This window comes from Sedimentitalea todarodis (assembly GCF_032595355.1).
Lineage (GTDB): Bacteria > Pseudomonadota > Alphaproteobacteria > Rhodobacterales > Rhodobacteraceae > Sedimentitalea > Sedimentitalea todarodis.
Genome location: NZ_JASMWN010000004.1, coordinates 1 through 24,855 on the forward strand (window position 1 = coordinate 1; position 24,855 = coordinate 24,855).

The window sequence follows — 24,855 nt, forward strand, 5'->3', positions numbered from 1 at the left end:
ACCTGAAATCTACACTCGAAGCCATCGCCGCGGGCCATCCGAAAAACCGCATCGACGACCTGCTCCCCTGGAACTTTCGATCGTCAACCTGAAAGCCCGGTGCCCTCCAGCCGCCGCTTACGTTGATTGGTGCCGGGCAGATCAACGGTGGTTTCTATCGTCCGAAATCCGGTCTATTTTGGTCCCATGTCTGTTGATTTTCACGCCTGTTTTCCCCTGCGCAAGACCCGCGTTCACGAGGTTTGCGGCCCCGGTGCCACGGGCTTTGCCGCCACGGCCTGCGCACGCGTGTCGGGCAACCTGCTCTGGATCCGCGAGAATTGGCGCGGCGAAACGCCCAGCCCTGTCGGGCTGTGCCGGTTCTTTGATCCCGACCGGATGCTGGTGGCGCAGGCACAGGATCAGACCGATGCACTCGCCGTTGCCGAAGAGACCCTGCGCGATGGCAGCGTGCCGCTGGTAATCATCGAACTCAACCAGCCGCTTGGCCTGACCGCCGGGCGGCGTCTGCAACTGGCCGCCAAGGCGGGCAGATCGACCGGGCTGTGCCTGATTTCCGAGAACATGGGCAGCAATGCCGCCGAGACCCGCTGGCACGCGGCACCGCTCTATGATCCTGTCGTGCAGGACTCGACACTGATGCGCTGGAAACTTATAAAGAACAAATCGGGAACACTGGGAGCCTGGGATGTTCGATGGGATCACCCGGCGCGTCGTCTCGATGTGGTTTCCCCGCCTGCCCTGCGACCGGGTTCTGCGGGCCCGCCCGGTTGACGCGCCGTTTGCACTTACGCTGAAACAGAACAATACGGACCGGGTGTATTGCCTGAACAGGCAGGCGGAAAAGCTCGGCCTGTCGCGTGGAATGCCGTTTTCGGATGCCCGCGCCTTTTGCCCTGATCTGCTGAGCCAGCCAGCCGATCCGCGCAGCGATGCCCGGTTTCTGGCCACCCTGTGCCGCTGGGCGACACGCTATTGCCCCTGGGTCGGTCCCGAGGGCGAGGACGGTCTGGTTCTGGACATCACCGGTGCTGCGCATCTGCTGGGCGGCGAGGCCGATCTGCTGGCGGATATGCGCAGGCGGATGGCGCGCGCCGGGCTGACCCTGCAACTTGGCCTTGCCGATACCCGCGGCGCGGCCTGGGCGCTGGCCCATCACGGCGAAGGCGTGGCAGAGCCCGGTGACATGCTCGCGGCCCTGGGCAGCCTGCCGGTGACGGCGCTGCGCCTGCCCGAGGATACGATCACGGGCCTGCAACGGCTGGGCCTGCGGCGGGTTTCTGATCTGGCGGTGGCGCCACGCGCGCCGCTGGCCCGCCGCTTTGGCCGGGGGGTATTGATGCGGCTGGATCAGGCGCTTGGCGCGCAGCCGGAAACCATCACCCCGATGGCCGCCCCACCCCATTACGCGGTGCGCCTGACCCTGCCCGAACCGGTCGGGCTGGTGGATGACGTGATGGCTGGCACCGCCCGCCTGCTGGATCGGTTGTGCGACCGGCTGAAAGAGCGGGAAACCGGCGCGCGGCGGCTCTGCCTGACCCTGCGGCGGATTGATCAGAGCAACCAGCAGGTGGAATTGCGGCTGGCCAGCGCCATGCGCGATGCCAAACGCATCCTGCCGCTGTTTGAACGCGGCGTTGCCGGGATCGAGGCCGGGTTCGGCATCGACCAGATGCGGCTTGAGGCGGTGCAGGTCGAGGCGCTGCCGGTTCAACAGGTCAGTTCGGTCAGCCAGGACAGTACACAGCGGCTCGATGACCTGATCACCCGGATCGGTACACGGATCGGGCTGGAGAACGTCCAGCGTTTTCTGCCCGCCGACAGTCACATCCCCGAGCGCAGCTTCCTGATCGCGCCTGCCGCCTATGCGCGCGCCGAAGGCCCGTGGTATACGCCGCGGCCGCGCCCGGTGCGGCTGTTTTTACCGGAACCCATCGCCGGGGCCGGACCCCGCCCGCCCCGGCGCCTGCGCTGGCGGCGCATGGCGCTGGACACCGCCCGCGCCACAGGGCCCGAACGCATCGCCCCGGAATGGTGGATGGAGGACGATGGCTGGCGCAGCGGCGTGCGCGATTACTGGCAGGTTGACACCCGCCAAGGCCGAAGGTTGTGGCTGTTTTACACGCCGCAAAACCCCGGCTGGTTCGTGCAGGGCGAATTCGCATGAATGTGACTCAGACCCGCCCCCCGCCTTCGACCTTCGGTCAGACCGGCTATGCCGAATTGGGCGTGACCACGAATTTCACCTTTCTGACCGGGGCGTCGCACCCCGAGGAACTGGTGGTGCGCGCCGCCGAACTGGGCCTGCATGCCATTGCCATCACCGACCGCAATTCGCTGGCCGGGGTGGTGCGGGCCTACAGCGCGTTGAAAGAGCTGCGGCGCGAGGCCGAGGACGCGGTGCAGATCCGCTCGCAACATCGCACCGACAGCTGCTCGCGCCAAGAGGTCGGCAACCCCGAGGATATTGCCCGCCCGGCAGGCATCGCCCTGCCGCGCCTGATCACCGGCTGCCGTCTGGTGCTGCGTGATTGCCCGGTGGAGTGGATCGCCCTGCCCACGGATCGGCCTGCCTACCACCGCCTGTCCCGCCTGTTGACCACTGGCAAGCGCCGGGCGGAGAAAGGCACGTGTCATCTGGATCTGCGCGACCTGATGGAGGGCTGTCAGGGCATGATCCTGATCGCCTTGCCCCCGACCGACCAAAACAGCGAACAGGCGGCCACGGCGCGCATCATCCAGAGCGTCAAACGCCGCTATCCCCGGTCCGTGTTCCTTGGAGCCGCGCCGCGCTATGACGGCTCGGATCAGGCGTGGTTTGACACCTGCGCCCGGCTGGCCCTGCGGGTCGGAACGCCGATGGTGGCGGTGGGCGACGTGCTGATGCACCGCGCCGCGCGGCGACAGCTGGCCGATGTGCTGACCTGCCTGCGTGAGGGTTGCACCATCGATGTGATCGGCACCCGCGCCCTGCCCAATGGCGAACGGCGGCTCAAGGGGGCCGGCGATATGGCGCGGCTTTACCGCAACCATCCCGCCGCCCTGCGCCGGACATTGGAAATCGCCGCGCGGTGCAGCTTTTGCCTGAGCGAACTCAGCTACGAATATCCCGACGAGATCGCCAAGGGTGGCGAAACCCCGCAGGACCGGCTGATGCGGCTGACCGATGACGGGCTGGCGCGGCGCTGTCCGGACGGCATTCCCGACCGCTATCATGCCTTGGTGAACAAGGAATTGCAGCTGGTCGAGGAATTGGGGTTTGCCGCCTATTTTCTCACGGTGCATGACATCGTGGTCCACGCGCGATCCCTCGGCATTCTGTGTCAGGGGCGCGGGTCTGCGGCCAATTCGATCCTGTGCTGGGCGCTTGGCATCACCGATGTCAGCCCCGAGCAGATCGGCATGGTGTTTGAACGCTTCGTCTCGCGCTACCGGGGCGAGCCGCCGGATATCGACGTCGATTTCGAACATGAGCGGCGCGAAGAAGTGATCCAGTGGATCTACGAAAAATACGGTCGCCATCGCGCCGGGCTCTGTGCCACCGTCATCCATTTCCGCAGCCGCGCCGCGATCCGCGAGGTGGGCAACGTGATGGGCCTGTCCCAGGATGTGACCGCCAGCCTGTCGGGGCAGATCTGGGGCATGTCCAACGGTGGGGCCGATCCCGACCGCATCCGCGAACTGGGGCTGGATCTGAACGACCGGCGGCTGGCCCAGACCATCCGGCTGATCGGTGAAATCATCGGCTTTCCCCGCCACCTCAGCCAGCATGTGGGCGGGTTCATCATCACCAAGGGCCGGCTGGACGAACTCTGCCCCATCGAGAACGCCGCGATGGAGGATCGTACGGTGATCGAATGGGACAAGGACGATATCGACACGCTGGGCATTCTCAAGGTGGATGTGCTGAGCCTTGGCATGCTGACCTGCATCCGCAAGGCGTTTGACCTGATTGAACAGCATGAGGGCGAGAACCTGACGCTCGATACCATCCCGCAGGAAGATACCGCGACCTATGACATGCTCTGCGTCGCCGATGCGGTCGGGGTGTTTCAGGTGGAAAGCCGGGCGCAGATGAATTTCCTGCCCCGGATGCGGCCACGCACCTTTTATGATCTGGTGATCGAGGTCGCCATCGTGCGGCCCGGCCCGATTCAGGGCGGCATGGTGCAGCCTTTCATCCGCCGCCGTCAGGGGCTGGAAAAACCGGAACCCTTTGGCCCTGCCCTGGCCGAGGTCACGCGCAAGACCCTTGGGGTGCCGCTGTTTCAGGAACAGGCCATGCAGATCGCCGTTGTCGGTGCGGGCTATACGGCGGAAGAGGCCGACCGGCTTCGCCGCTCGCTGGCCTCGTTCCGGCGCATGGGCACCATCGGCGCACATCGCGAGCGGTTCGTCAACGGCATGTTGGCCAAAGGCTATACCACCGAGGTGGCCGAAAAATGCTTTTCCCAGATCGAAGGCTTTGCCGATTACGGCTTCCCAGAAAGCCACGCGGCGGCTTTTGCCATGCTCACCTATGTGTCATCCTGGTTGAAACGCCATCATCCGGCGATCTTTGCCTGCGCGCTGCTCAATTCCCAGCCGATGGGGTTTTATGCCCCCGCCCAGATCGTGCGGGATGCGCGCGAACACCATGTGGAAATCCGCCCCGTCTGTGTCAACCAAAGCGCCTGGGACAACCACTTGGAACGCCGCGCCGACGGGGCGCTGGCCCTGCGGCTGGGGTTTCGACAGATCAAGGGCTTCCGCAAGGAGGATGCCGAATGGATCGTGGCGGCGCGCGGCAACGGCTATACCGACCCCGAGAGCCTGTGGCTGCGGGCGGGCATGGCCCCCCCGGTCCTGGACCGGCTGGCCGAGGCGGATGCATTTTCGGGCCTCGGCCTGACCCGCAGGGATGCCCTCTGGCAGGTCCGCGCCATCCGCGCGCCCGCGCCGTTGCCGCTGTTTGCGGATCCGCTGGATGGCGAAGGGCTGAACGAACCTGCCGTCGATCTGCCGGTGATGCATCTGGGCGAGGAAGTGGTCGAGGATTACGTCGCCATGCGCCTGTCGCTGCGCGCCCACCCGATGGAACTGTTGCGCCCCGACCTGCCCGGCCTGACCCTGCACAGCGATCTGGCGCAGATACCTCTGGGGCAGGTCTCGGTCTGCGGGCTGGTCATCACACGGCAACGCCCCGGCACCGCCTCCGGCGTGATCTTTCTGACGCTTGAGGACGAAACCGGGGTATCCAACGTGGTGGTCTGGCCCAAGATCTATGAACGCTATCGCCGCATTGTCATGGGCGGTCGTCTGCTGCGCGTGACCGGGCAGATACAGCGCGAAGGCATCGTGGTGCATCTGATCGCGGGCAGGATCGAGGATCTCTCGCACCGGCTGACCGATCTGGGCCATCCGCTGGACGAGGCCATCGGCATCACCCAACCCCAGGCCGACGACGCCCCGCGCCCGCCCCGGTATCGCAGCGGCGCGCGCCATCCGCGCGAACAGGCAAAACAGCTTTTCCCCAGTCGGGATTTCCATTGATCCGCCGACATCTGCGGCTGGCGCCCGTCGTCACTCAATTCCGACAAAAATACTCTGCATTAAATCTTGACAAAAACACTCGGCCAAAATAGCGACGAAGGCGTTTCATGAAGAAACCCTGAAGGTGACGCGGTATGGATTTCAACGGATCAGCACTTCTTGGCACCGAAAAATTCAGCAGGCTCTATGACGCCATCCTGCTTGGCGGCCCGGCAATCTGGATCATTTCCGCGCTCAGCGTGGCCGCACTTGCCCTGATCTTCTGGAAAATCTGGCGCCTGGCAATGCTTGGCGCCTGGACTGGCGGCACACGTGCAAAACGTGCCGTGGCCCTATGGTCGGACGGCGAGGAAGACTCCGCTCTGGAATTGCTGGGAAACCGCCGCACCTGCCGTGCCGCCCTTGCACGGGCGGCGATGACCGCCCGCAACGATATCACATTGGACGACGAGGCCGCCCGCGCAGAGACCGCGCGCGTCGCCCGCAACCTCATCGCCGGGGCACGCAGCGGGTTGCGCCCGCTGGAACTGATCGCCACGATTGCACCGCTCCTGGGCCTCCTGGGCACGGTAATGGGCATGATCGCCGCCTTTCAGGCCCTGCAAGAGGCCGGTAGCAGCGCCGATCCCGCCACTCTTGCCGGCGGTATCTGGGAGGCGCTTTTGACCACTGCGGCGGGCATGGCTGTGGCTATCCCGGTCGCCGCGGCGCTCACCTGGTTTGATAGTATCGTGGATCGTCTGCGCCTGCAGATGGAAGACGCCGCCACCCGCATCTTCCTGCGCCCGGTCGCTGGCCACCATGCGCCAGTGTTAAGGGCCGCCGCAGAATAATGTTCGATTTCGCCGAAGACCGCCCCCGGCGCAAACCCAGCCTGACGCCGATGATCGACGTGGTGTTCCTGCTTCTGGTGTTTTTCATGCTGGCATCGCGCTTTGGCACCGACATGCATATCCCGCTGAATGTCGCGGGCTTCGACAGCGGAAAAGGGTATTCCGGCCCACCTCGCCTGATCGACATCGAAGCGGAGTCACTCCTGCTGAACGGCATCGCGCTGTCACCCGATACCCTGGTGGAACGACTGGAAGACCTGACGGAAAAGCCAACTGACACGATCATCCTGCGCCCGCGCGCCGGCACCGATCTGCAGCGCGTGATCAGGGTCATGGAAACCCTGTCAGGTGCCGGATACAGCACGCTTGTGCTGATCGAATAGTCCCGTGCAGTTTTCCGCCCCCCCACGCCGCCAGCCGACCGAGAGCATCGTACCGATGATCAACGTCGTGTTCCTGCTCTTGATATTTTTCCTGATGTCGACACAGATCGCGCCGCCGGAACCGTTCGAGGTCGATCCGCCGGTGATGGATGCGCCCGAGTCCGCAAAAGGAGAATTCCGACTGTATCTGGATGCAGAGGGACAGCTTGGCTATCTCGGCGTGATCGGCGAGGACGAGGCGCTGGCCGCCCTCGTGGCTGCGCGCGAGGCCTATTGTGCAGACGGGCCTTGCTCCGAAGACGCGCCACCGCCCCTGATCCTGCGCGCCGATGCCAAGCTGCCCGCCGCCCGACTGGCCGCCCTCATGCCTAAACTGGGCGCTGCGGGGTTTCGCGTGGTACAGTTGGTGACGGCCAAGCCATGAGACGCTTTGCTGAATTTACAGCATTTGTGGCGCTGGCCCTGATCGTGCACCTGATCACCCTGTCCTTGCGTGCGTCCGATACCGGTCTCGCCGCGTCGGGCGAAGGTGGCGAGGCACTGATGTCGCTTCAGGCATCGACGGGCAGCATCGAGGACCTGGTCGAGAAATGGGAAAAACCACCCGAGACGGCATCGCCGAGGATGCCGACACAGCCCGCACAGCCTACGGTCGAACGACCCAACATTGCCCTGCAACAAACACAGGATGCGCGGACCGTACCGGCCATGCCAAGGGTTCCCGGTCTCGCCTTGCCGCACTCCGACCCTCTGCCTGATACGGAAGCGACAGCGCCACCACCGCTCTCTGTACCACCCGTGCCTCTGCCCGAAAAAGACGTCGCACCGGAGCCGCCTAAGATTGCCGCAATACACCCACAGCCGAGGCCGGAACGCCCGAAACAACCCGTACGTAAGGCACCAAGGCAAGACGCCAAGCGGCAAAGCAAGAGTTCTGCCGCAAATTCCAAACAGAGCGCAGCCGGACAAGGGGGCGGACAACAGGCCGGACCTGGCAGCCGGTCGGCCATAGCCACTCTCAGCAAGGGCCAACGCCAAACCCTGATGTCACAATGGGGCGCACAGGTGCGGGCACGCATTGAACGACGCAAACACTATCCGCGCGCCGCACGCGGTGCATCTGGCACTGTCAGGCTACACGTAACTGTCGCGTCCAGCGGTGCGTTGCGTGGCGTGTCCATCGCCCGATCATCGGGGAATGCGCATATCGATCAGGCCGGTCTTCGCGCCGTTCAATCCGCCCGCAAATTTCCACCCGCCCCAAGGGGGCTGACCATTTCGGTCCAAACCTTCACACTGCTGATGAACTTCGGCAATTGATCGCCACGCCAGATCCGATGTCACCACCGCAAAGTCGGCGCTTCGGTTTTTGCGCCCTTCCGCTTTGGCCTCGGCTCTGGGTTCGCGGTCTGTCGCGGCTTCAAAACGACATGCAACCCGTCGCTTTCTGAACGGAAAACCCGAACACCGCCCCGCACCATCGCCGGAAAGGAGGTGTGTGATGAACACCCATTACCGCGACGATCGCAAGATCGACCCGACGCAGGGCGATACCCTGCGCGATGGCACGCCGAACAATCAGGACCGCATTGAAATCGGCCCGACCCGACTGGCCCTGTCGGAGTGGCAGGCAGCGGGACTGACCCTGCCCAACCTTCCGGCGATGCGCGAGTATCGTTGGGCACGGCTTACGCAACATCTGGTTGACCGCGACTATGGCGGGCTGCTGATGTTTGATCCGCTCAATATCCGCTATGCGACCGACAGCACCAACATGCAGCTTTGGAACACCCACAATCCATTTCGTGCGGTCTTGCTCTGTGCAGATGGCTACATGGTGATGTGGGACTACAAGAACGCACCGTTCCTCAGCAAGTTCAACCCCTTGGTGCGAGAACAACGCGCGGGCGCCGACCTGTTCTATTTCGACCGGGGCGACAAGATCGACATCGCCGCAGACAGTTTTGCCAACGAGGTGCGCGTGCTGATGCAGGAGCATGCCCCCGGCAATACGCGTCTCGCGGTCGACAAGATCATGCTGCACGGGCTTCACGCCCTTCAGGCGCAGGGGTTTGTCATCGAGGAAGGCGAAGAAGTCACCGAGAAATCGCGGTCCGTCAAAGGCCCCGACGAGATCCTTGCCATGCGGTGCGCCAGTCACGCCTGCGAAACCGCCATACAGGCGATGGAGGATTTCGCGCGAACCAAGGTGCCCGCCGCCGAAGTCTCCGAAGACGATATCTGGGCAATTCTGCACGCCGAAAACATCCGGCGCGGCGGAGAGTGGATCGAAACCCGCCTGCTCGCCTCCGGACCGCGAACGAACCCATGGTTTCAGGAATGTGGCCCGCGCATCGCCCAGCCCAACGAGATCATCTCGTTCGATACCGACCTGATCGGATCCTATGGCATCTGTGTCGACATTTCGCGCAGTTGGTGGATCGGCGAGCAGAAGCCGCGACCCGATATGGTTTACGCCATGCAGCACGCCCATGACCACATCATGACCAACATGGCCATGCTGAAACCCGGTGTGACCATTCCTGAACTCACCGCCAATTCACATCGCCTGGACGACAAGTTCCAGGCCCAGAAATATGGCTGCATCATGCACGGCGTCGGGCTGTGCGACGAATGGCCTTTGGTCCGCTACCCGGACAAGGCCGTGCCCGGCTCTTTTGACTATGCGCTGGAGCCCGGCATGGTGCTTTGCGTCGAAGCCTGTGTCGGCGAGGTCGGCGGCGATTTTTCGATCAAATTGGAAGATCAGGTTCTGATCACCGAAGACGGATACGAGAACCTGACAACCTATCCGTTTGATGCGGCATTGATGGGAAACTGACGCAAAGACCATGGCGCACTCATGATCCGAGCGCTGGCGGGGCTGATCATCGAGCGGTAGGCCATCCTGCGCCGCCCACAATGCTTGCCCGGACGGCAACCCGGTCTGCCGGACCCGACAGGTACGCGTGGCAACACGTTGTCGTGACACCCCTTTTCCGGCACCGGTGCAGCACGCCATCTAGGAAAAGCAATCGGAGGTCCAAATGCCCACAGAACGTATTACATTTCCTGGTCACAATGGCGATGAACTCGCGGCGCGACTTGATTTGCCGGACGGCCCCGTGTTGGCAACTGCGCTGTTTGCGCATTGTTTCACCTGCGGCAAGGACATCCCGGCCGCGCGCCGCATAGCCCAACGGCTGGCCAGTATGGGCATCGCGGTATTGCGCTTTGATTTCACCGGACTAGGCCATTCAGACGGGGAATTCGCCAACACCTCGTTTTCCTCCAACGTTCAGGATCTCGTGGCCGCAGCGCGCTGGCTAAAGGCCCGCGACATGTCGCCGGACATGCTCATAGGTCACTCCCTGGGCGGGGCGGCAGTTTTGAAATCTGTCTGTTCAATCAAAGGTATAAAGGCCGTTGTTACGCTCGGCGCGCCGTTTGATCCGGGTCATGTCACTCACAATTTCGCGGGGTCCCTGTCGGAGATCCAGCAAAAGGGATCGGCAGACGTCACACTTGGCGGCCGCCCGTTCACGATCAGCAAGGCGTTCGTCGATGATGTCAGCGCGGAACAACTCGCCCCCGCGATTTCGTCGCTGCGCGCCGCGCTTCTCGTGATGCATGCGCCCGGCGATGACACCGTTGGCATTGAAAACGCCAGCCAGATTTTTCTCGCGGCCAAACATCCAAAGAGCTTTGTGACGCTTGACGATGCAGACCACATGATCTCGCGCGCAGAGGACTCTGATTATGCTGCGGACGTGATAGCCGCCTGGCTGACCCGCTATGTCGATCTGTCTGCGCCCTCGACGCCGGACGATCCACCAGAAGGCATTGTGCGGGTCTCCGAAGCGGATCCCGATGGATTCCTTCAGGACGTGCAGTCCGGCCCCGAGATACATCTCTATGCCGATGAACCAAAGAGCTTTGGCGGCACCAATCGCGGCCTCTCGCCCTATGGCCTTCTTGCGGCTGGGCTGGGTGCGTGCACGTCAATGACCATTCGCATGTATGCCCGCCGCAAGGGTTGGCCGCTCCGTCATGTCACCGTTGATATCAGCCACGACAAGGTCCATGCGCAAGACGCCGAGACCGGTCAATCCAACCGCATCGATACCTTTGTTCGCACGGTTGGTCTTGATGGCGATCTGGAAGAAAGCCAACTTCAGCGCCTTCTTGAAATCGCGGACAAATGCCCGGTCCATCAGACGCTGGAACATGGCGCGCGCGTGGAGACGCGTCGGCGCACCGACTAGCGCGACAAAGGCCTCTCAGCGCAGACGCGGTCTGCCACCGCCGCCAGAAGGCCGGTGAATGGGTGGTCGTGCGGCAGGCGGCCGGGCAATCGGATCCGACGAGTGTTCAGCGACGCAGGGTGTCGTATGTATGGCGCAGATGATGCCGTAGTTTCTGCATTGCGCCAAGCGAAAGTACCTGCTGTGCATCGTCGTTCTTGATTCAGGTCAATCCGAAGCCGTCCGATGTGTGGGAGAGTAGAAGCACACAGTGAATGTTCCGCGCCCGACAAGGAGCCACCTCATGGGAATCTTCTCCAACCTCTACAAGAGCACCGATCTGGTGAATGGCATGGCCGATCGCCTCTGCGTGGGGATGTCCGAGTTCATCAGCCAAAATCCAGAGCGGTATGCGCCACTGCTGCGCACCATGGCGATCAAATGTACCGGATGTTCTGCTCAGGCCGACTGTCACCGCCTGCAGGGTCGGTCGATGCATCTGGACAAGGCACCGATGTATTGCGTCAACAAGACTACACTGGATGCCCTGCGCCAGCGCTGACGGAATGCTCACGCGGAAATCCGGCGGTAGATGCTGTCCATCCTGTAGGACTTGCGCGGCCCGGACACCTGCCATGTCACCCGGAATTCGGGCCACGGCGCAAAATCATAGGTGACGTCGTACTGGTCGGGCGCGCACCAATGCGACGCCTTGCCACCTGTCGACGGGACATCGTGAAAGAAACGCCCGTCGTCGAAATGGACCGACAGTATGGGGCGCCAGAGATAACGGCGTCTCGCCACGATCGGTGCGGCCTTGCCGATGCGCAGCACCCCGGACTCCTCCTGGCACAGTCCATCCCCGTCCGGCGCCCAGATGGAAAGCCCCTCGAAACGCGCCAAGGTCCCATCGGCATGTTCGATCCGTCGGATCAACTCCCATCCGCCCTCGAAATCCTGCAGGCATCGCGGCCGAACGGGCGTCTTATGCGACAAGCTCCCGGGCAATCCGTCTCATCTTCTGTCTCCTGACTTGTCGCGACTGCACCACCGGTCTATGAGGCGGCGCAAGTCCTGCACAATCACAAAAAGGTGCCGCTGCCAATGATCCCCCGCTATTCCCGCCCTGACATGGTCGCCATCTGGAGCCCGGAAACCAAGTTCCGTATCTGGTACGAGATCGAGGCGCATGCCTGCGATGCCCAAGCCGACCTGGGGGTGATCCCGCGCGAGAACGCCGCCGCGGTGTGGAAAGCCAAGGACGTGCACTTCGACGTTGCGCGCATCGATGAGATCGAAGCCGTGACCAAACATGACGTGATCGCGTTCCTCACCCACCTTGCCGAGATCATCGGCAATGACGAGGCCCGTTTTGTGCATCAGGGCATGACCAGTTCGGATGTGCTCGACACCACGTTCAACGTGCAACTGGTCCGCGCCGCCGACATACTGATCGAAGACATGAAGGGGCTGCTCGCGGCCCTCAAGCGCCGCGCCCATGAACACAAGGACACCGTGCGCATCGGCCGCAGCCATGGCATTCACGCCGAACCGACGACGATGGGCCTGACCTTCGCGCGTTTCTATGCGGAAATGGACCGCAACCTGACCCGGCTCGTGACAGCGCGCAAAGAGATCGCAACCGGGGCGATTTCCGGCGCGGTCGGAACCTTTGCCAATATCGATCCAGCGGTCGAAGAGCATGTCTGCGCCAAACTGGACCTTGAGCCTGAACCGATCAGCACCCAGGTCATCCCGCGCGACCGCCACGCGGCCTTCTTTGCGGCGCTTGGCGTTGTCGGCAGTTCCATCGAGAACATCGCGACCGAAATCCGTCACATGCAGCGGACCGAGGTTCTGGAAGCCGAAGAGTTCTTTTCCAAGGGCCAGAAGGGCAGCAGCGCGATGCCTCACAAGCGCAATCCGGTGCTGACCGAGAACCTCACCGGTCTTGCGCGTCTGGTGCGCATGGCCGTGGTGCCCGCGATGGAGAATGTCGCCCTGTGGCACGAGCGTGACATCAGCCATTCCTCGGTCGAGCGCAACATCGGTCCGGACACCACGATCACGCTGGATTTTGCGCTCGCGAGGCTGACGCAGGTCGTGGACAAGCTGGTGATCTATCCCGACAACATGCTGGCCAACATGAACAAATTCCGTGGCCTTGTGATGAGCCAGCGGGTGCTCCTGGCACTGACGCAGGCAGGTGTGTCACGCGAGGATTCCTACAAGCTGGTGCAGCGCAACGCCATGAAGGTTTGGGAGCAAGGCAAGGATTTCAAAACCGAACTTTTGAAAGACGCCGATGTCCTCAAGGCACTGAGCGCGGAAGAAATCGAGGAAAAGTTCGATCTGGGCTATCACACCAAGCATGTCGACACGATTTTCGCCCGCGTCTTCAAAGACCAGGACCGTTAACTTCCCTTACTGACCTGGCCCGCACTGGCGACCTCACGCCAATGTGGGCCATTTTCGTTTTGTGAAACCCGTGATGCGCGCTACACTCCTTTCCAATACCCAAGATTAATTGTGTGTACTCTGATTGGAGATCATTCATGACCCTCAAGACTGTTGCAGCAGCACTGGTGCTTGTGAGCATCCCGGCCCTGTCGTTTGCCATGTGTTCGGAGCGCGAACATCAGGCGCAATCCTGTGCATCGGGAATGATCTGGGATTCCGTCACCCAGAGCTGTGTCGCCCAGACCAGCAGCTGATTGATCGGTTCACCGACGTTCCACGCGCGGGCGCGATGCGCTTTTCCGTGCGTGAAAGTTACGAGTAGTCGAAATAACAATTGAACTGAACATGTTGGAGCCGAAAATGCGCGTACTTCTTCCCCTTCTGATCGCCATGCCGGGACTTGTTTTCGCTGCGAGCGATGATGCGCCGCCGAAACCAACGCACACGACCAATTCGTGCAAGGGGGTCAAGGTCTGGGACCCGACGAAACAGAAATGCGTCAAGCCCAAGGATGCATCGCTGGATGGCGATATCCTGTATGATGCCGCGCGCGAACTGGCTTATGCAGGTCGCTATGACGATGCCCAGGGCGTGTTGCAGGCGATGGCGGACCAGAAAGATGATCGCGTGCTGACCTATTGGGGATTTACCCATCGCAAGCTCGGCAATCTGGAACTCGCCAACATTTTCTATGAGCACGCAATCAAGCAGAATCCGGACAACATTCTTGCCCGCTCCTACATGGGTCAGGGGTTTGTCGAGGAAGGCCGCGTGGACGAGGCTATCGCGCAATGGCATGAAATCAGGAATCGCGCCGGAACGGGCAGCTGGGCCGAGGCATCGCTGCGCGAAGCAATTCGCTCGGGGACGACGTACAACTACTGATTTTCAGGCTTTGTTTACGGCTTCTGTCCTAGTCTGATCTGGTTCACGGATCAGGTCATAAGGGCGCGGCCAGAGCATGCAGCAAAACACCCAGGTTTCCACGTTACCGATGGCACCATCCCGCGACGGCGCGGCATCGTCTCCGGCGGCAAAGCCGATCAAAACGCTCGACACAACGGCAAAGGCCGCGATTGTCGTGCGGCTGCTCCTGAACGAAGGGGCAGATCTGCCGCTTGAGGATCTGCCCGATGATTTGCAGGCCCGCCTTATTCAACAGATGGGGTCCATGGGGCTTGTCGACAGAACGACACTGTATTCCGTTGTCGAGGAATTCGCCGGCGTTCTGGATGGCGTAGGGCTTTCGTTCCCCAAGGGGTTGGCCGAGGCGATCTCGGTCATGGATGGCAAGATCAGCCCGCAAACCGCCGCGCGATTGCGAAAGGAGGCGGGCGTACGGCAGGCCGGTGATCCCTGGGCACGTCTACGCGGCCTGCCGATCGAGGATCTGGTTCGGATGGCGCAGGCGGAATGCATCGAGGTTGCCGCAGTTCTGCTGTCCAAACTTGATACCGCCAAAGCCGCCGCAATGCTGGGCGCGCTGCCCGGTCCGCTGGCACGGCGGATCACCTACGCGGTGTCCCAAACGGGTCATGTAACCCCCGATGCCGTTGACAGGATCGGCCTGTCGCTCGCCGCCCAGCTGGATCACAAGGCACCGGTCGCGTTTGATGATGCCCCCGGCGCGCGAATCGGGGCCATTCTCAATCAATCCGCCGCCGCCACGCGCGACGACATGCTCACGGGTTTGGACGAGACCGATGCCGAATTTGCCACGGCGGTGCGCAAATCAATCTTTATCTTTGCCCATATACCCGAGCGGGTGAGACCCCGTGATGTACCGGGACTGGTCCGCGTCGTGGATCAGGACGTTCTGGTCACAGCACTCGCTGCGGCCACCGAGGACGACACCATGGCGGCGGCCGAGTTCCTGCTCGGCAACATGCCCAGCCGACTTGCCGACAGCGTCCGCGAGGAAGTGCAGGAAAAGGGCAAGGTCAAGGCGCGCGACGGTGAAGCGGCAATGACCGAGGTGATTGCGGAAATTCGGGCGCAAGAACAGGCCGGAGAACTGGAACTGATCGTCCCCGAGCAGGATGAGGCGTAAGATGTTTGCGGCGATGGCATCGTGATCTGCCAACCCGCCGCATCGACAAAAAACGCTCCATCAATTGGATCTGGGGTGCCGTAGAGGTCCAAAGGCTCGTCTTCGCGTTTCGCAGCGTTGAAACACCCGATGCGGCCTGACCGGGATGACGCATCGTGAATCGCCGTTTGGCGGACCAAAGTCTTCAACAGAACCAATGCGCCGCCTGTGCAAACGGGCGACAGCCATCGGCGTTGCCTGATAGACAGTTGCGCGTGCAGCACCTATCAGGGAAGAATGAACATCCGTGCGCCCCATTTCTCAGCCATCGATGATCCACACGGGGCGCTCGGATGAGCGATCTCGCCATCGCGGATGTACGCAACCGTGCCATTCTCCTCATGGTGATCGCCATCTTCTGTTTTACGCTGATGGATGCGTCCGCCAAGGCACTCGCCCCGCGCATCGGGGTCCTGCCGACCGTATGGGCGCGCTATGCCGGGCAAATGGCTTTGGTACTCATCCTCGTCGCGCCGCGCCTTAAGACCGTCGCGCAGACGAGTCAGCCGGTGCTGCAGTTTCTGCGCTCGATCCTGCTGATGAGCGCAACGGCGTTCTTCTTTACCGGCATCAGCCTGATCCCCCTGTCGGACGCGGCGGCCCTGATGGCCCTCAACCCGGTACTGATCACCCTTGGCGCGGCACTTTTTCTGGGCGAACCGCTCGGGCTGCGCCGGATAGGCGGCATCGCCGTGGCGCTGATCGGTGCCTTGATCATCATCCGCCCCGGAAGCGCGGTGTTTTCGCTCGCGGCGTTGCTGCCGTTGGCTGCCGCCGGCTGCTACTCGGCCTATACCCTGTTCACCCGACGTCTGGGACCTGACGAAGATGTCTGGACCTCGCTATTTTACACAGGGCTGGTCGGAACCGTTCTGCTAACGCTCGCGGTGCCCTTTGTCTGGCAGACACCCGATCTGATCGCCTGGGGCCTGATCGGTATGATCACCCTTTTTGGGACGTTTGGACAACTCGCACTGATCCGCGCGTTCAGCCAGGGCGAGGCCAGCATGCTGGCCCCCTACTCCTACACCGGATTGGTTTTCGCAGCCCTTTGGGGGGCCATATTCTTTTCCGAGATGCCGGATGTCTGGACCATCTTCGGCGCCCTTGTGATCGCCGGAGCGGGTCTGTATGTCTGGCACCGCGAAACCTTTCGCCGCTGAGAGCCCTGAAATGCCGGCAGAATTTTCTGATCTTTCCCGACTTGACCGGGTCAAATATTATACGGCGAACCTGTTTTTGCGCGCGTTGATCGGCGGTTTCAAACTGATTCCCTATCCACAGCGCATCCGGGCCATGGGCTGGTTGGTGGCGCGTGTCATGGCACCGCTCGCCGGGTTTGACCGACGCGTCCGCGACAATCTCATTCTGACCTGTCCCGATCTGGCCGAATCCGAAGTCCGGCACCTGTGCCGCGCAGTGCCGAACAACGCCGGCCGTTCGCTGATCGAGCTATATTCGGGCCAGTCCTTCATTGACCATGCAACCGCCGCAGAGATTGGCGGGCCCGGGCTGGCGGCTCTACAAGAGGCGCGCGAAGCCGGGCGACCGGTGATCCTGATGACCGGCCATTTTGGAAACTACGATGCTGCCCGCGCCAAATTGATCTCGATGGGCTTTGAGATGGGGGCGTTGTACAGGCGTATGGCCAACCCCTATTTCAATGAACATTATCTCAGGACGATCTCGACCATCGGAACACCCTTGTTCGAACAGGGCCGCCGAGGGATGATCGAAATGGTGCGTCATCTGAAACAGGGCGGGATCATTGCCATTGTCGGTGATCTGCACGTGCAGGAAGGAGTCGATCTCGATTTCTTTGGCCAGCCCGCGATCACGTCGATCGTGCCCGCCGAACTCGCGCTAAAGCAGGACGCCGCCTTGATCCCGGTCTATGCGATCCGCAAGCCGGACGGTCTCAACTTTCAGATCGTCATGCACGAACCGATCGCGCATTCCGATCCGGTGACCATGACACAAGAGATCAATGACGGGCTGGAAGATCTGATCCGCGACCACATGGACCAATGGTTCTGGATCCATCGACGCTGGAAATCCGCATAGACCTACTTGGCTCTGGCGGCCGCAACGATCGCTCCCGGTCCGGCGTATTGGAGCAACACAACGGTGGGCAGGTCACCATCAAGTTCGGTCTGCGCCTGGTACGGACCCGCGCCATCCCATTCACCCAGCAGTATCCAGTCCTCAACCACGTTGGCATAGTCCAGTTCATGGCCGGCGTTCTCGCCCCGGGTGATCTGGGCCGTTTTCAACGGCGCATACCGAACAACCTGGACCGTAATCGGCCCGGCAAGGGGTTTGGCAACCGGCGCGGCATGGATTGAGAGCTGCGATCCGCTCCGATCAGCCGTCAGCGTCGCGACCGCCGGTGTTGATTTTTCTCGCTCAATGATCTCTGCGACTTCATCGGCATGTGCACCAACGACATCGTCAATCCCGTTCACGATCATCTGCGGCGTATAAATCATGTCACGGCCCGCCTTATGGGCATAGCCTCTCTGGCGCTTGGTGTGCGACGCCAGAGCATAGCGATCTTTCCAGCCGATATAGTCCCAATAGTCCACGTGAAGCGCCAATGCGATGACGTCGTCTTGCTCCGACAGCCCGTGCAGGATGGCGTCGGCAGGTGGGCAGGATGCGCAGCCCTGAGACGTGAAGAGTTCGACCACCACGGTGCGATCCTGCGCGCTCAACGCCGTCGAGAGGATTGCGCAAGAGGCAAGCGTTGCGGCAGAGATCAGCTTCATGATGGATTGTTTTCCCTGTTCTTTGATCAGGTCTATCGGTGGACTATTCAAATAGCCAATCAAGGTTTCTTGAAACCAGCGGATCAGGGTTTGCAGCGTTCGATGAAGATCGGTGTACAATGGTATACAAAATCGTCGCACCCTCGTGATCGCTATTGATCCCGCGTCGCTCCTGATGCAGACATCAGCCAGCCAATTCCGATTTCCACGACTCTTGAGAGGGAGGCCAGAGATGCCCATCACCGTTGGACAGGACACAGCCAAGGCACGCAGATCACTGAGCGTGAATGGCAAGACCATTTCCTACTATTCGATCCCCGCCGCCACCGAGGCCGGACTGGGAGATTTTTCGAACCTGCCAGCGGCCTTGAAAGTCGTGCTCGAGAACATGTTGCGCTTTGAGGACGGCAAGACCGTCAACGTCGACGACATCAAGGCCTTTGCCGAATGGGGCGCAAAGGGCGGCAAGAACCCACGTGAGATCGCCTATCGGCCTGCCCGCGTCCTGATGCAGGATTTTACCGGTGTACCCGCCGTCGTGGATTTGGCCGCGATGCGCGACGGCATCGTCGCACTGGGCGGTGACGCGCAAAAGATCAACCCGCTGAACCCTGTTGACCTTGTAATCGACCACTCGGTCATGATCGACGAATTCGGCAACCCGCGCGCGTTCCAGATGAACGTTGATCGCGAATACGAACGTAACCTTGAGCGCTATACATTCCTCAAATGGGGTCAATCGGCCTTCAACAACTTCCGCGTTGTGCCGCCGGGAACCGGTATCTGCCACCAGGTGAATCTGGAATACCTCTCGCAGACGGTGTGGACAGACGTCGACCAGAATGACGAAGAGGTCGCCTATCCGGACACGCTGGTTGGAACCGACAGCCACACCACCATGGTCAACGGTGCGGCCGTTCTGGGCTGGGGTGTAGGCGGTATCGAGGCCGAGGCCGCGATGCTGGGTCAGCCGATCTCGATGCTGATCCCCGAAGTTGTCGGTTTCGAGCTTACCGGTCAGATGGTCGAAGGCACCACCGGTACCGATCTGGTATTGAAAGTGGTCGAAATGCTCCGTGAAAAGGGTGTGGTCAGCAAGTTCGTCGAGTTTTACGGCGCCGGGCTTGATCATCTGCCATTGGCGGACCGGGCGACGATCGCCAACATGGCACCGGAATACGGCGCGACATGCGGCTTTTTCCCGATCGACGATGAAACCCTGCGCTACCTGCGCAACACCGGTCGCGAAGAGGACCGGATCGCACTGGTCGAGGCCTATGCCAAGGAAAATGGTCTGTGGCGCGGTGCCGACTACGCACCGATCTATACAGACACTTTGTCTCTGGACATGGGCACCATCGTTCCGGCCATCTCCGGTCCGAAACGCCCGCAGGACTATACGACACTGGACAAGGCCGCACCAGCGTTCCTGGATGTGGTTTCAGAGTATCGTGGCATTGACACCGATAACGCCGCACAGGACATGGCCGACGAAGGACCGACACCGGTTCTGGCAGAGGACCCGCGAAAGTCGGTCAAGGTCAGCGGCGAAGACTATGAACTGCGCGACGGATCGGTCGTTATCGCCTCCATCACGTCCTGCACCAACACGTCAAACCCCTACGTTATGATCGGCGCCGGGTTGGTGGCACGCAAGGCGCGTGCGCTTGGCCTCAATCGCAAACCCTGGGTGAAAACCTCGCTGGCGCCGGGCTCGCAGGTGGTGTCGGCCTATCTCGAGGCTGCCGGTTTGCAGGAAGATCTGGATGCCATCGGCTTTAACCTCGTGGGCTATGGGTGCACCACCTGTATCGGCAACTCCGGTCCGATCCAGAAGGAACTGAGCGAAGCCATTGCCGAGGGCGATCTGGTGGCAACCAGCGTGTTGTCGGGCAACCGCAACTTTGAAGGGCGCATCAGCCCGGATGTGCGCGCCAACTATCTCGCCAGCCCGCCGCTCGTTGTGGCCTATGCGCTGGCCGGCGACATGAATGTGGACATGGTGAACGACCCGCTGGGTCAGGACCAGGATGGCAATGACGTCTTCCTCAAGGACATCTGGCCCACCTCCAAGGAAGTTGCCGACCTGGTTGGCGCCACCGTCACCCGCGAGGCGTTCCAGTCGAAATACGCGGACGTGTTCAAGGGCGACGAGAAATGGCAGTCGGTCGAAACGACGGATGCCGAGACCTATGACTGGCCTCCGACCTCGACCTATGTTCAGAATCCTCCTTATTTCCAGGGCATGGGTGCCGAACCCGGCGTGATCACCAACATCGAAGGTGCCCGCGTTCTGGCGCTGTTGGGCGACATGATCACCACCGACCACATCAGCCCGGCCGGATCGTTCAAGGAAAGCACACCTGCCGGCCAATACCTGACCGACCACCAGGTGCCCGCCCGCGAATTCAACTCCTACGGCTCGCGCCGGGGCAACCACGAAGTCATGATGCGCGGCACATTCGCCAACATCCGCATCAAGAACGAGATGCTGAACGGGGTTGAAGGCGGTTATACCAAAGGTCCGGACGGTGAACAGACGTCGATCTTTGACGCGGCGATGGCCTATCAGGAGGCCGGGACGCCTCTGGTGATCTTTGGCGGCGAGCAATACGGCGCCGGGTCCAGCCGGGACTGGGCGGCCAAGGGGACCGCGTTGCTGGGCGTCAAGGCGGTGATTGCCGAAAGCTTTGAACGTATCCACCGGTCGAACCTGGTTGGCATGGGCGTTATCCCGTTCGAGTTCACCGGCGGCGACACGCGCAAGTCGCTCGGTCTGACCGGCGACGAGACGGTGTCCATCTCGGGTCTGGACACGATCAAGCCGCTTCAGGAAGTTCCGTGCAAGATCACCTTTGCCGATGGCTCCGAAAAGGAGATCATGATCAAATGCCGGATCGATACGGCAATCGAGATCGAGTACATTGAGCATGGCGGCGTGCTGCACTACGTGCTGCGCAACCTTGCCAAGGCCAGCTGAACAGGCTTTCATGCCGACTGATCGGGCGCCCCACGGGGCGCCCTTTCCATTCAGCGGAACGGAGCGACAGGATGATGAGACAGGTTGCCTTGGTCACAGGCGCGGCACGCGGGATCGGCCGATCCATTGCCACGGTTCTTGCGCAGGATCGCGCGTTGGCAATTACCTTTCGCAACAGCGATCCCTCGGAGCTGTTGAACACCCATCCGGAAACGCTTGCCATCAAGACCGATTTCACCCGCCCGGATTCTGCGCAGCAGGTGATCGATGCTGTCCTGACAAAGTATGGGCGCATCGATACGCTGGTGCTGAACGCCGGTGCAATATCGGCAGACGACACCCCTGACGCCGGTGACGTCTTTCAGGTCAACCTGTTGGCCAATGATGCCTTGCTGAAAGCCGCGCTGCCTCATCTGTACCCCGGTGCCTGTGTCATCGCCATATCGTCGGTGAATGCGCTCCTGCCCGCAATGTCGGCGGTCCTGTACTCGGCGAGCAAGGCCGCGTTGAACACTTGGGTGCGGGGTATGGCCAAGAACCTTGGCGCAAAGGGGATACGTGTGAATGCCGTCGCGCCCGGTGCCATCAACACTCCGGATGCGCCGCGCGATGCGGAACTGACACAGCAATTTGTCGACAACACAGCCCTGGGGCGCATCGGACGCCCCGAAGACATTGCCAACACCGTTCGATTTCTTGCCTCGGAAGGGGCGGCGTTCATTACCGGTGAAGTGCTGACCGTCTCTGGCGGATATCGTCTGTGAAACCGCCTATTGCGCGCTTGCCGCCTCGATTGCCGGGCGCAGCATGTCGTTGATAATCCGCTGCGTGACAGGGCCGGCAATCCGCAACAGGATCGTGCCCGAATTGTCGACCAGATAGGTTTCGGGCACGCCGTAAACCCCCCAGTCCAACGCCATCCGCCCTTCGCGATCTGCGCCGACACGCACATATGGATCGCCCAACTCGGCTAGGAACGCCGTGGCATTGGCCGTTTCATCCTTGTAGTTGACGCCGTAGATGGGCAACCCCTCATCGGCCAGCGCCTCAAGGTTCGGATGCTCCACCCGGCAGGGTGCGCACCAGCTTGCCCAATAGTTGACCAGTTTGACCCCGTTGCCACGCAACATGGCATCGTCGAAGGGAACCTTGTCGGGCAACGCACTCAACACGACCGGCGGCGCCGGCTGGCCCTTGCGTGCAGACGGCAACGCTTCGGGATCGTTCCGGAACATGCCCACGGCAGCCAGCAGGGCAAAACCCGCAAAGATCAGCGGCGGGGCGAGCATCAAGGGAGATATCCTAGCCATTGCGTGACATCCGTTCTTCAATATCCGCCATCTCGGCACGTACACGACGCCCGCGCCACAGGCTGAAGAGCACCAGAAGCGTCAGCAGCAGGATCGACGCGATATAGGCGGAAATCACCGTATCCGCGTATTTTCCAAGATCAGGCATCAGGCCCCTACCCTTTCGCGCGCCAGCAACGCCTGGATGCGACGGGCACGTATCTCGGTTCCCGTTCGATAGAGCAACAGCGCGATGAACAACAGGACAAATCCGACAATGCACAGAAACAAGGGATAGAAGAACACGTTGCTCACCTTTTCCTCGGTATCGGCTCCGGTAACGGCCCCGGCCCGCATGATCGACGCGCCCTGGTGCAGTCCCTGGTTCCAGAAATTTACCGCATAGCGCGACAGAATCGCAAAGACAGAGCCGACAAGGCACAGAACCGACGTCAAATCGGCGGCGGTATCGGGGTTATCGATCGCTTCCCACAGGGCGATGTAGCCGAGATAGAACAGGAACAGGATCAGGAACGACGTCAGGCGCGGATCCCACGCCCACCATGTGCCCCACATCGGTTGTCCCCAGATCGCTCCGGTTGCCAGCGCAATCATCGTCATCACCACTCCGATGGGGGCCGCAGCCCGTGCCGCCAAGGCACTGACGTGGTGGCGTCGAACAAGCCAGATCAGGGACGTCACCAGCATCATCAGCCAGGCATTGATCGCCATCAGTGCGGCGGGCACATGCAGGTAGATGATCTTGACGGTCGAGCCCTGGCGATAATCATCCGGGGTAAAAAAGAACCCCCAGACCAGTCCAACGAGGAGGCAGGCAATCGCCGCACTCCAGACATAGGGCAGCACCCGTTCCGACGTGGTCAGGAACTTCTTCGGGTTGGCATATTCCCAGAGGGCGTTGGCTTTGGTTGCAAGTGACATGAAGGTTATCTAATCCGAGTCGGGGGGCTTCTCAATTGACAAAGGTCAACGCAAATTGACGCGAAGAACGGCCGCGCTTGCAAATGGTAGCAAAGCCACCGTTGCCGCGGTGATCCCGGCCAGCATCAAGAGCGGTGTGGCGATGTCCATACCGACGGCCCCTCGCCGGGCGACCTCTGCGCCGAAAATCAGCGTTGGCACATAAAGCGGCAGCACCAGCAGCGACAGGAGCAGTCCGCCACGTTTCAGCCCCACGGTGAGTGCGGCGCCAAAAGTACCGATTACCGAAAGCGCCGGCGTGCCAACCAGCAGCGAGGCCACGAGCCAGAAGAACCCCGGCACGGGCATATTCAGCAGCACGCCCAGCACCGGCGCAGCCAGCACCAGCGGCAGCCCGGTCGTGATCCAGTGCGCCAGCGCCTTGATGGTGACGACTGCCTCGAGCGGCAGCGGCGCGGTGGCGAGCAGGTCGAGCGAACCGTCTTCCCAATCCAGCGCCAGCAGCCGGTCCAGCGACAGCAGGCAAGCCAGAAGCGCGCCCAGCCACAGAACTCCGGGCGCGATGGTGGCAAGTAGCGACGACTGCGGCCCGACGCTGAACGGGACAAGCACCGTGACGATCAGAAAGAAGGCCAGCCCCAGTCCAAAGCCGCCCCCGGCGCGAAACGCCAGTTTCAAATCGCGCAGCAACAGGGCGATCACAGGAAATCTCCGTCAAAATCGTCGACCGCGCGGGGGACGGCCCGGTACGGCCCGAGTTCCAGGACATCGGCATCCAGCCCCAGATCGATATGCGTGGCGACAAGGGCGCTGCCACCCCGCCCCAGGTGCGCCCGCACAGCGTCGGCAAAGAGCGCGACGGCCAGGACATCAAGCGACACGGTTGGCTCATCGAGCACCCAGATCGGCCGCCCGGTGACCAGCAGCCGCGACAGACCAAGCCGCCGTTTCTGACCGGCAGAAAGGTTGCCGGCGTGCCGATCCGAAAGGTCGTTCAACTCGAACGCGTCCAGCGCCGGGCAGATGCCCGACGCCCCAAAGACGCTGGCCCAGAACGTCAGGTTCTCGGTCACGGTCAGCGTCGGCTTGATGCCATCGGAATGGCCTGCATAGGCGATGCAGTCCTCCGCGCCCTCGATCCGACCCGATATTGGCGGTTGCAGCCCCGCGATTGTACGCAGGAGTGTCGTCTTGCCGATCCCGTTCGGTCCACGCACCACAAGGGCCTGACCCGGCGCAAGGTCAAAGCCCAGGCCTTGCAGAACGGGTACACCGCCGCGCGCAATTGAAAGGTCGGTCACAGACAGGGTCATGAGTGGCGAATAACCGATTGAC

At 61.7% G+C, this 24,855-nt stretch carries 26 protein-coding genes; 19 read left to right on the forward strand and 7 right to left on the reverse strand.

All coding sequences use genetic code 11. From position 1 onward, the window contains the following. The 11 genes from QO231_RS26100 to QO231_RS06880 all read left to right on the forward strand — a co-directional run. The coding region (locus tag QO231_RS26100; RefSeq protein WP_449421106.1) for a transposase domain-containing protein at nucleotides 1–92 on the forward strand (92 nt) is incomplete at its 5' end. A 94-nt stretch (nucleotides 93–186) separates the two neighbouring features. Further along, nucleotides 187–774, forward strand: a complete 588-nt coding sequence (locus QO231_RS06835) for an ImuA family protein (protein ID WP_316774997.1) — start codon at nucleotides 187–189, stop codon at nucleotides 772–774. Next, nucleotides 689–2,167: a Y-family DNA polymerase gene (locus QO231_RS06840; RefSeq protein WP_316774578.1), complete on the forward strand. Its 1,479-nt coding sequence runs from the start codon at nucleotides 689–691 to the stop codon at nucleotides 2,165–2,167. Before QO231_RS06835 ends, QO231_RS06840 begins: the two co-directional genes overlap by 86 nt. After that, nucleotides 2,164–5,532, forward strand: coding sequence for an error-prone DNA polymerase (locus QO231_RS06845; RefSeq protein WP_316774580.1), 3,369 nt, complete (start codon nucleotides 2,164–2,166; stop codon nucleotides 5,530–5,532). The genes QO231_RS06840 and QO231_RS06845 overlap by 4 nt, the downstream gene beginning before the upstream one ends. 134 nt (nucleotides 5,533–5,666) lie before the next feature. Next, on the forward strand, nucleotides 5,667–6,365 hold the full coding sequence (locus QO231_RS06850; RefSeq protein ID WP_316774582.1) for a MotA/TolQ/ExbB proton channel family protein: 699 nt from the start codon (nucleotides 5,667–5,669) through the stop codon (nucleotides 6,363–6,365). Then, the gene (locus QO231_RS06855; RefSeq protein ID WP_316774583.1) at nucleotides 6,365–6,748 is read left to right on the forward strand and encodes an ExbD/TolR family protein; all 384 of its coding nucleotides are present in this window, start codon (nucleotides 6,365–6,367) and stop codon (nucleotides 6,746–6,748) included. The genes QO231_RS06850 and QO231_RS06855 overlap by 1 nt, the downstream gene beginning before the upstream one ends. Before the next feature lie 4 nt (nucleotides 6,749–6,752). Continuing rightward, complete coding sequence (locus QO231_RS06860; RefSeq protein WP_316774584.1) at nucleotides 6,753–7,172, forward strand: ExbD/TolR family protein; 420 nt, start codon at nucleotides 6,753–6,755, stop codon at nucleotides 7,170–7,172. Beyond that, a complete protein-coding gene (locus QO231_RS06865; RefSeq protein ID WP_316774585.1) occupies nucleotides 7,169–8,068 on the forward strand; it encodes a TonB family protein in 900 nt (299 codons plus the stop codon). Before QO231_RS06860 ends, QO231_RS06865 begins: the two co-directional genes overlap by 4 nt. Nucleotides 8,069–8,249: 181 nt before the next feature. Next, nucleotides 8,250–9,590, forward strand: coding sequence for a dimethylsulfonioproprionate lyase DddP (dddP, locus tag QO231_RS06870; protein ID WP_316774587.1), 1,341 nt, complete (start codon nucleotides 8,250–8,252; stop codon nucleotides 9,588–9,590). 205 nt (nucleotides 9,591–9,795) lie between these two features. Further along, complete coding sequence (locus QO231_RS06875) at nucleotides 9,796–11,013, forward strand: bifunctional alpha/beta hydrolase/OsmC family protein (RefSeq protein WP_316774588.1); 1,218 nt, start codon at nucleotides 9,796–9,798, stop codon at nucleotides 11,011–11,013. A gap of 283 nt (nucleotides 11,014–11,296) precedes the next feature. Further along, complete coding sequence (locus QO231_RS06880) at nucleotides 11,297–11,554, forward strand: DUF6455 family protein (protein ID WP_316774589.1); 258 nt, start codon at nucleotides 11,297–11,299, stop codon at nucleotides 11,552–11,554. 8 nt (nucleotides 11,555–11,562) lie between these two features. On the opposite strand, the gene QO231_RS06885 is transcribed toward QO231_RS06880, so the two are convergent. Then, nucleotides 11,563–11,988 (reverse strand): DUF6314 family protein, encoded by a 426-nt coding sequence (locus QO231_RS06885; protein WP_316774591.1) that lies wholly within the window; start codon nucleotides 11,986–11,988, stop codon nucleotides 11,563–11,565. A gap of 108 nt (nucleotides 11,989–12,096) precedes the next feature. Here QO231_RS06885 and purB point away from each other — a divergent pair, with 108 nt between their 5' ends. The 6 genes from purB to QO231_RS06915 all read left to right on the forward strand — a co-directional run bounded on the left by purB (nucleotide 12,097) and on the right by QO231_RS06915 (nucleotide 17,605). Beyond that, a complete protein-coding gene (purB, locus tag QO231_RS06890; RefSeq protein WP_316774593.1) occupies nucleotides 12,097–13,410 on the forward strand; it encodes an adenylosuccinate lyase in 1,314 nt (437 codons plus the stop codon). Between the two features lie 137 nt (nucleotides 13,411–13,547). Next, the gene (locus tag QO231_RS06895) at nucleotides 13,548–13,706 is read left to right on the forward strand and encodes a carbohydrate-binding module family 14 protein (RefSeq protein WP_316774594.1); all 159 of its coding nucleotides are present in this window, start codon (nucleotides 13,548–13,550) and stop codon (nucleotides 13,704–13,706) included. 106 nt (nucleotides 13,707–13,812) lie between these two features. Then, nucleotides 13,813–14,337 (forward strand): tetratricopeptide repeat protein, encoded by a 525-nt coding sequence (locus QO231_RS06900; protein WP_316774595.1) that lies wholly within the window; start codon nucleotides 13,813–13,815, stop codon nucleotides 14,335–14,337. Between the two features lie 109 nt (nucleotides 14,338–14,446). Further along, complete coding sequence (locus tag QO231_RS06905; protein ID WP_316774597.1) at nucleotides 14,447–15,502, forward strand: flagellar motor switch protein FliG; 1,056 nt, start codon at nucleotides 14,447–14,449, stop codon at nucleotides 15,500–15,502. 332 nt (nucleotides 15,503–15,834) lie between these two features. Continuing rightward, entirely contained in the window at nucleotides 15,835–16,704 is an 870-nt protein-coding gene (locus QO231_RS06910) for a DMT family transporter (RefSeq protein WP_316774598.1), read from the forward strand. Nucleotides 16,705–16,714: 10 nt separating this feature from the next. Next, on the forward strand, nucleotides 16,715–17,605 hold the full coding sequence (locus QO231_RS06915) for a lysophospholipid acyltransferase family protein (RefSeq protein ID WP_316774599.1): 891 nt from the start codon (nucleotides 16,715–16,717) through the stop codon (nucleotides 17,603–17,605). 2 nt (nucleotides 17,606–17,607) lie between these two features. Here the strand turns inward: QO231_RS06915 and QO231_RS06920 are convergent, their stop codons facing one another. Continuing rightward, complete coding sequence (locus tag QO231_RS06920) at nucleotides 17,608–18,309, reverse strand: DUF1223 domain-containing protein (protein ID WP_316774600.1); 702 nt, start codon at nucleotides 18,307–18,309, stop codon at nucleotides 17,608–17,610. A 232-nt stretch (nucleotides 18,310–18,541) separates the two neighbouring features. Between QO231_RS06920 and acnA the strand changes: the two genes are divergently transcribed. Both acnA and QO231_RS06930 read left to right on the forward strand, forming a co-directional pair. Beyond that, nucleotides 18,542–21,289, forward strand: a complete 2,748-nt coding sequence (gene acnA / locus QO231_RS06925; RefSeq protein ID WP_316774602.1) for an aconitate hydratase AcnA — start codon at nucleotides 18,542–18,544, stop codon at nucleotides 21,287–21,289. A 71-nt stretch (nucleotides 21,290–21,360) separates the two neighbouring features. Then, nucleotides 21,361–22,053, forward strand: coding sequence for an SDR family NAD(P)-dependent oxidoreductase (locus tag QO231_RS06930; RefSeq protein WP_316774603.1), 693 nt, complete (start codon nucleotides 21,361–21,363; stop codon nucleotides 22,051–22,053). A 6-nt stretch (nucleotides 22,054–22,059) separates the two neighbouring features. On the opposite strand, the gene QO231_RS06935 is transcribed toward QO231_RS06930, so the two are convergent. Genes QO231_RS06935 through ccmA form a run of 5 tightly spaced genes read right to left on the reverse strand, consistent with a single transcriptional unit; the run spans nucleotide 22,060 to nucleotide 24,833 of the window. Further along, entirely contained in the window at nucleotides 22,060–22,599 is a 540-nt protein-coding gene (locus QO231_RS06935; protein WP_316774605.1) for a DsbE family thiol:disulfide interchange protein, read from the reverse strand. Continuing rightward, nucleotides 22,592–22,747 (reverse strand): heme exporter protein CcmD, encoded by a 156-nt coding sequence (gene ccmD / locus QO231_RS06940; protein ID WP_316774606.1) that lies wholly within the window; start codon nucleotides 22,745–22,747, stop codon nucleotides 22,592–22,594. The genes QO231_RS06935 and ccmD overlap by 8 nt, the downstream gene beginning before the upstream one ends. Beyond that, the gene (locus QO231_RS06945; protein ID WP_316774608.1) at nucleotides 22,747–23,520 is read right to left on the reverse strand and encodes a heme ABC transporter permease; all 774 of its coding nucleotides are present in this window, start codon (nucleotides 23,518–23,520) and stop codon (nucleotides 22,747–22,749) included. The genes ccmD and QO231_RS06945 overlap by 1 nt, the downstream gene beginning before the upstream one ends. Before the next feature lie 45 nt (nucleotides 23,521–23,565). After that, complete coding sequence (gene ccmB / locus QO231_RS06950) at nucleotides 23,566–24,222, reverse strand: heme exporter protein CcmB (RefSeq protein ID WP_316774610.1); 657 nt, start codon at nucleotides 24,220–24,222, stop codon at nucleotides 23,566–23,568. Next, the gene (gene ccmA, locus QO231_RS06955; protein WP_316774612.1) at nucleotides 24,219–24,833 is read right to left on the reverse strand and encodes a heme ABC exporter ATP-binding protein CcmA; all 615 of its coding nucleotides are present in this window, start codon (nucleotides 24,831–24,833) and stop codon (nucleotides 24,219–24,221) included. Before ccmA ends, ccmB begins: the two co-directional genes overlap by 4 nt. Nucleotides 24,834–24,855 lie beyond the last annotated feature (22 nt).

Bases quoted from the DNA above. Each gene is read 5' to 3' on its own strand.
- purB (WP_316774593.1), top strand. From the start codon at position 12,097: ATGATCCCCCGCTATTCCCGCCCTGACATGGTCGCCATCTGGAGCCCG.
- QO231_RS06935 (WP_316774605.1), bottom strand. From the start codon at position 22,599: ATGGCTAGGATATCTCCCTTGATGCTCGCCCCGCCGCTGATCTTTGCG.
- QO231_RS06930 (WP_316774603.1), top strand. From the start codon at position 21,361: ATGATGAGACAGGTTGCCTTGGTCACAGGCGCGGCACGCGGGATCGGC.
- QO231_RS06845 (WP_316774580.1), top strand. From the start codon at position 2,164: ATGAATGTGACTCAGACCCGCCCCCCGCCTTCGACCTTCGGTCAGACC.
- QO231_RS06880 (WP_316774589.1), top strand. From the start codon at position 11,297: ATGGGAATCTTCTCCAACCTCTACAAGAGCACCGATCTGGTGAATGGC.
- QO231_RS06910 (WP_316774598.1), top strand. From the start codon at position 15,835: ATGAGCGATCTCGCCATCGCGGATGTACGCAACCGTGCCATTCTCCTC.
- QO231_RS06905 (WP_316774597.1), top strand. From the start codon at position 14,447: ATGGCACCATCCCGCGACGGCGCGGCATCGTCTCCGGCGGCAAAGCCG.
- QO231_RS06900 (WP_316774595.1), top strand. From the start codon at position 13,813: ATGCGCGTACTTCTTCCCCTTCTGATCGCCATGCCGGGACTTGTTTTC.
- QO231_RS06840 (WP_316774578.1), top strand. From the start codon at position 689: ATGTTCGATGGGATCACCCGGCGCGTCGTCTCGATGTGGTTTCCCCGC.
- QO231_RS06835 (WP_316774997.1), top strand. From the start codon at position 187: ATGTCTGTTGATTTTCACGCCTGTTTTCCCCTGCGCAAGACCCGCGTT.
- QO231_RS06920 (WP_316774600.1), bottom strand. From the start codon at position 18,309: ATGAAGCTGATCTCTGCCGCAACGCTTGCCTCTTGCGCAATCCTCTCG.
- QO231_RS06875 (WP_316774588.1), top strand. From the start codon at position 9,796: ATGCCCACAGAACGTATTACATTTCCTGGTCACAATGGCGATGAACTC.
- acnA (WP_316774602.1), top strand. From the start codon at position 18,542: ATGCCCATCACCGTTGGACAGGACACAGCCAAGGCACGCAGATCACTG.
- QO231_RS06855 (WP_316774583.1), top strand. From the start codon at position 6,365: ATGTTCGATTTCGCCGAAGACCGCCCCCGGCGCAAACCCAGCCTGACG.
- QO231_RS06865 (WP_316774585.1), top strand. From the start codon at position 7,169: ATGAGACGCTTTGCTGAATTTACAGCATTTGTGGCGCTGGCCCTGATC.
- QO231_RS06915 (WP_316774599.1), top strand. From the start codon at position 16,715: ATGCCGGCAGAATTTTCTGATCTTTCCCGACTTGACCGGGTCAAATAT.
- QO231_RS06850 (WP_316774582.1), top strand. From the start codon at position 5,667: ATGGATTTCAACGGATCAGCACTTCTTGGCACCGAAAAATTCAGCAGG.
- QO231_RS06945 (WP_316774608.1), bottom strand. From the start codon at position 23,520: ATGTCACTTGCAACCAAAGCCAACGCCCTCTGGGAATATGCCAACCCG.
- ccmA (WP_316774612.1), bottom strand. From the start codon at position 24,833: ATGACCCTGTCTGTGACCGACCTTTCAATTGCGCGCGGCGGTGTACCC.
- QO231_RS06895 (WP_316774594.1), top strand. From the start codon at position 13,548: ATGACCCTCAAGACTGTTGCAGCAGCACTGGTGCTTGTGAGCATCCCG.
- dddP (WP_316774587.1), top strand. From the start codon at position 8,250: ATGAACACCCATTACCGCGACGATCGCAAGATCGACCCGACGCAGGGC.
- ccmD (WP_316774606.1), bottom strand. From the start codon at position 22,747: ATGCCTGATCTTGGAAAATACGCGGATACGGTGATTTCCGCCTATATC.